The sequence below is a fragment of the Rothia sp. 88186D007BW genome (assembly GCF_053544215.1).
In genome coordinates this window covers 1-5,419 of sequence record NZ_JBPPTR010000020.1, presented here as the reverse complement: position 1 = coordinate 5,419, position 5,419 = coordinate 1, and the positions used below count along the sequence as shown (strand labels likewise).

At 52.4% G+C, this 5,419-nt stretch carries 2 rRNA genes; both read right to left on the bottom strand.

Annotated features, from left to right (window positions below):
* Positions 1-44: 44 nt before the first annotated feature.
* Positions 45-3,145 (bottom strand): 23S ribosomal RNA (locus tag ACEE09_RS09210).
* 382 nt (positions 3,146-3,527) lie between these two features.
* A 16S ribosomal RNA gene (locus ACEE09_RS09205) occupies positions 3,528-5,056 on the bottom strand.
* Together the 16S and 23S rRNA genes form the textbook arrangement of a ribosomal RNA operon.
* Positions 5,057-5,419: the final 363 nt, after the last annotated feature.

The following is a 5,419-nucleotide window of genomic DNA, read 5'->3' as shown; positions in this document are numbered from 1 at the left end:
TCAAAACCATACAGTGGACGCAAACAACAAACATACCCAGAAAAAAATGTAAGCCTTCGGACTATTAGTACCAGTCAACTCCACGGGCATTCCCCGCGTCCATACCTGGCCTATCAACCCCATCATCTATAGGGATCCTCACGTGGCACAAACCACCAGGAAATCTCATCTCGAAACAGGCTTCCCGCTTAGATGCTTTCAGCGGTTATCCCTCCCGAACGTAGCCAATCAGCCATGCACCTGGCGGTACAACTGACATACCAGAGGTTCGTCCGTCCCGGTCCTCTCGTACTAAGGACAGCCTTTCTCAAATTTCCAACGCGCGCAGCGGATAGGGACCGAACTGTCTCACGACGTTCTGAACCCAGCTCGCGTACCGCTTTAATGGGCGAACAGCCCAACCCTTGGGACCAACTCCAGCCCCAGGATGCGACGAGCCGACATCGAGGTGCCAAACCATGCCGTCGATATGGACTCTTGGGCAAGATCAGCCTGTTATCCCCGAGGTACCTTTTATCCGTTGAGCGACGGCCGTTCCACAACGTACCGCCGGATCACTAGTCCCGACTTTCGTCCCTGCTCGACCTGCCAGTCTCACAGTCAAGCTCCCTTGTGCACTTACACTCAACACCTGATTGCCAACCAGGCTGAGGGAACCTTTGGGCGCCTCCGTTACTTTTTGGGAGGCAACCGCCCCAGTTAAACTACCCATCAGGCACTGTCCCTGACCCGGATCACGGGCCGAAGTTAGACATCCAGAGCGACCAGAGTGGTATTTCAACAACGACTCCACTAACACTAGCGTGCCAGCTTCACAGTCTCCCACCTATCCTACACAAGCCGCACCGAACACCAATACCAAACTATAGTAAAGGTCACGGGGTCTTTCCGTCCTGCTGCGCGAAACGAGCATCTTTACTCGTACTGCAATTTCGCCGAGTTCATGGTTGAGACAGTAGGGAAGTCGTTACTCCATTCGTGCAGGTCGGAACTTACCCGACAAGGAATTTCGCTACCTTAGGATGGTTATAGTTACCACCGCCGTTTACTGGGGCTTAAATTCTCAGCTTCGCCCACAAAAAGCGGGCTAACCAATCCTCTTAACCTTCCAGCACCGGGCAGGAGTCAGTCCGTATACATCGTCTTACGACTTCGCACGGACCTGTGTTTTTGATAAACAGTCGCTTCCCCCAATTCTCTGCGACCCATACACGCTCACGGCCGCACGGACCGCTCACGCTCAAGGCTCCCCTTCTCCCGAAGTTACGGGGACATTTTGCCGAGTTCCTTAACCATGATTCTCTCGATCGCCTTAGTATTCTCTACCTGATCACCTGTGTCGGTTTCGGGTACGGGCGGCTAAAACCTCACGTCGATGCTTTTCTCGGCAGCATAGGATCACCAAATCCCCCACAAACGGGGTCCCATCACGTCTCAGGCCAACACCGGCGCATTTAACAACCGGATACCCTACACGCTTAGACCACGACAACCATCGCGTGGCTTAGCTACCTTCCTGCGTCACACCTGTTAATACGTTTACCTCCAAAAATCGGGTCCTGCAGTCCACCACAAGCTCCCCACCACAAGTGGCAGGGTTACAAACAGCTTCTCACAGTTAGCATCAAAATATCAGTATGGGCGGTTTTTCACCGGTACGGGAATATCAACCCGTTATCCATCGACTACGCCTGTCGGCCTCGCCTTAGGCCCCGACTAACCCAGGGCAGATTAGCTTGACCCTGGAACCCTTGATCATCCGGCGCACGGGTTTCTCACCCGTGATTCGCTACTCATGCCTGCATTCTCACTCGCATACCCTCCACCACTGGTTTACACCGCAGCTTCACTGGATACACGACGCTCCCCTACCCAACCAACAAAAAATAGTTGATTGCCATAACTTCGGTGGTGTACTTGAGCCCCGCTACATTATCGGCGCAGAATCACTTGACCAGTGAGCTATTACGCACTCTTTCAAGGGTGGCTGCTTCTAAGCCAACCTCCTGGTTGTCTAAGCAACTCCACATCCTTTCCCACTTAGTACACGCTTAGGGACCTTAGTTGATGGTCTGGGCTGTTTCCCTCTCGACAATGAAGCTTATCCCCCACTGTCTCACTGCTACGCTCTCACTTACCGGCATTCGGAGTTTAGCTGACGTCAGTAACCCTGTGGGGCCCATCGGCCATCCAGTAGCTCTACCTCCGGCAAGAAACACGTAACGCTGCACCTAAATGCATTTCGGGGAGAACCAGCTATCACAGAGTTTGATTGGCCTTTCACCCCTATCCACAGCTCATCCCCTCCATTTTCAACTGAAGTGGGTTCGGTCCTCCACGACGTCTTACCGTCGCTTCAACCTGGCCATGGATAGATCACTCCGCTTCGGGTCTAGATCCTGCCACTCAACTCGCCCTCTTCAGACTCGCTTTCGCTACGGCTTCCCCACACGGGTTAACCTCGCGACAGAACACTAACTCGCAGGCTCATTCTTCAAAAGGCACGCTGTCACCCCACAAGGCTCCAACGGCTTGTAAGCACACGGTTTCAGGTACTATTTCACTCCCCTCCCGGGGTACTTTTCACCATTCCCTCACGGTACTGATTCACTATCGGTCACTAGAAAGTATTTAGACTTACCAGGTGGTCCTGGCAGATTCACACGAGATTCCACGAGCCCCGTGCTACTCGGGTGGCACACACGCGGTCTAACACATGACGATTACAGGACTCTCACCCTCTCCGGTCGCCCATCCCAAGGCGTTCACCTACATGCTAGAACATCACGTTGGCAGCTGGTTGAAACTGCCATGCGTACTCCCACAACCCCCATGATGCAACCCTCAACCGGTATCACACACCACAGGTTTAGTCTCTTCCGCTTTCGCTCGCCACTACTCACAGAATCATTTGTTATTTTCTCTTCCTGAGGGTACTGAGATGTTTCACTTCCCCTCGTTCCCTCCAACCAGCCTATACATTCAACTGGTGGTAACAAACCATGATGGCTTGCTGGGTTTCCCCATTCGGACACCCTGGGATCAACGCCCTGTTATCGGCTCCCCCAGGCTTTTCGCAGATTCACACGTCCTTCATCGGCTTCTAGTGCCAAGGCATCCACCGTGTGCCCTTAATAACTTACACACAGATAAAATCAAAGATATTAACCTTGACTAACTAAGTACAAAATCAAAAGTATCAAAAGAACACAATCCAAACATTGAATTGAGATTTCTTCAAATAAATTCGAAGATGCTCGCGTCCACTATACAGTTCTCAAACAACAACCCGATACCACGCAAGGCAACCAGACAAAAAACCTGACCACAACTTCCGTGCCGGGAACCTGAGAGCAACAAACCACACTGGCTTATTACCTCAAAACCCAAAAGCGCACCAGCATTACACACTCTCATCAGCACCCACCCTCAAGCAGGCACCTGAACTAACATTCCACCCATGAGCAAACCACCTTAGCGACACTCGCGCCAAGCATGGCTCAACCAAAAATGTTGAAGCTCCTTAGAAAGGAGGTGATCCAGCCGCACCTTCCGGTACGGCTACCTTGTTACGACTTAGTCCCAATCGCCAATCCCACCTTCGACGACTCCCTCCCACAAGGGGTTAGGCCATCGGCTTCGGGTGTTACCAACTTTCGTGACTTGACGGGCGGTGTGTACAAGGCCCGGGAACGTATTCACCGCAGCGTTGCTGATCTGCGATTACTAGCGACTCCGACTTCATGGGGTCGAGTTGCAGACCCCAATCCGAACTGAGACCGGCTTTTTGGGATTAGCTCAACCTCACAGTATCGCAACCCTTTGTACCGGCCATTGTAGCATGCGTGAAGCCCAAGACATAAGGGGCATGATGATTTGACGTCATCCCCACCTTCCTCCGAGTTGACCCCGGCAGTCTCCTATGAGTCCCCACCATTACGTGCTGGCAACATAGAACGAGGGTTGCGCTCGTTGCGGGACTTAACCCAACATCTCACGACACGAGCTGACGACAACCATGCACCACCTGTATACCAGCCCCGAAGGGAAACTCTATCTCTAGAGCGATCCAGTATATGTCAAGCCTTGGTAAGGTTCTTCGCGTTGCATCGAATTAATCCGCATGCTCCGCCGCTTGTGCGGGCCCCCGTCAATTTCTTTGAGTTTTAGCCTTGCGGCCGTACTCCCCAGGCGGGGCACTTAATGCGTTAGCTACGGCGCGGAAAACGTGGAATGTCCCCCACACCTAGTGCCCAACGTTTACGGCATGGACTACCAGGGTATCTAATCCTGTTTGCTCCCCATGCTTTCGCTTCTCAGCGTCAGTTACAGCCCAGAGACCTGCCTTCGCCATTGGTGTTCCTCCTGATATCTGCGCATTTCACCGCTACACCAGGAATTCCAGTCTCCCCTACTGCACTCTAGTTAGCCCGTACCCACTGCAAACCCGGGGTTAAGCCCCGGGCTTTCACAGCAGACGCGACAAACCGCCTACAAGCTCTTTACGCCCAATAATTCCGGACAACGCTCGCGCCCTACGTATTACCGCGGCTGCTGGCACGTAGTTAGCCGGCGCTTCTTCTGCAGGTACCGTCACTTTCGCTTCTTCCCTGCTGAAAGAGGTTTACAACCCGAAGGCCGTCATCCCTCACGCGGCGTCGCTGCATCAGGCTTGCGCCCATTGTGCAATATTCCCCACTGCTGCCTCCCGTAGGAGTCTGGGCCGTGTCTCAGTCCCAGTGTGGCCGGTCACCCTCTCAGGCCGGCTACCCGTCGTCGCCTTGGTGAGCCGTTACCTCACCAACAAGCTGATAGGCCGTGAGCCCATCTAAAACCAGTACATATCCCTTTCCACCAGCATCCCATGCGGGAACTGGTCGTATCCGGTATTAGACCCCGTTTCCAAGGCTTATCCCAGAGTTAAAGGCAGGTTACTCACGTATTACTCACCCGTTCGCCACTAATCCACCCAGCAAGCTGGGCTTCATCGTTCGACTTGCATGTGTTAAGCACGCCGCCAGCGTTCGTCCTGAGCCAGAATCAAACTCTCCGTTGAAAAAATGAAGTAGTTGATGATCCTAGTCTCTGATTGTTAGCGAACCATTCACCACGGGGTGGTGTGGTTCGAGCTGACGAATCTGAAACCAATTGATTATCAAATTCAGTAAGAAACCGGTGGTTTCTTACGTGTTCTATAAATATTTGGTATCAGTTCAAGACCATCTCACATTCCTTGCACCGTGTGGTGTGGTATTGTGATGATGGACGATAAGAATGTTATTTATAACATTGGTACGCTATTGAGTTTTCAAGCAACAAACCGCATTCTCAACCCTAGCTAGTGTTTCACTGGCCGGTGTTTCGTATCGGTCATTCTCATGTTTGTGTGTTACCCGTTTGGGCAACTCATTTAGTCTAT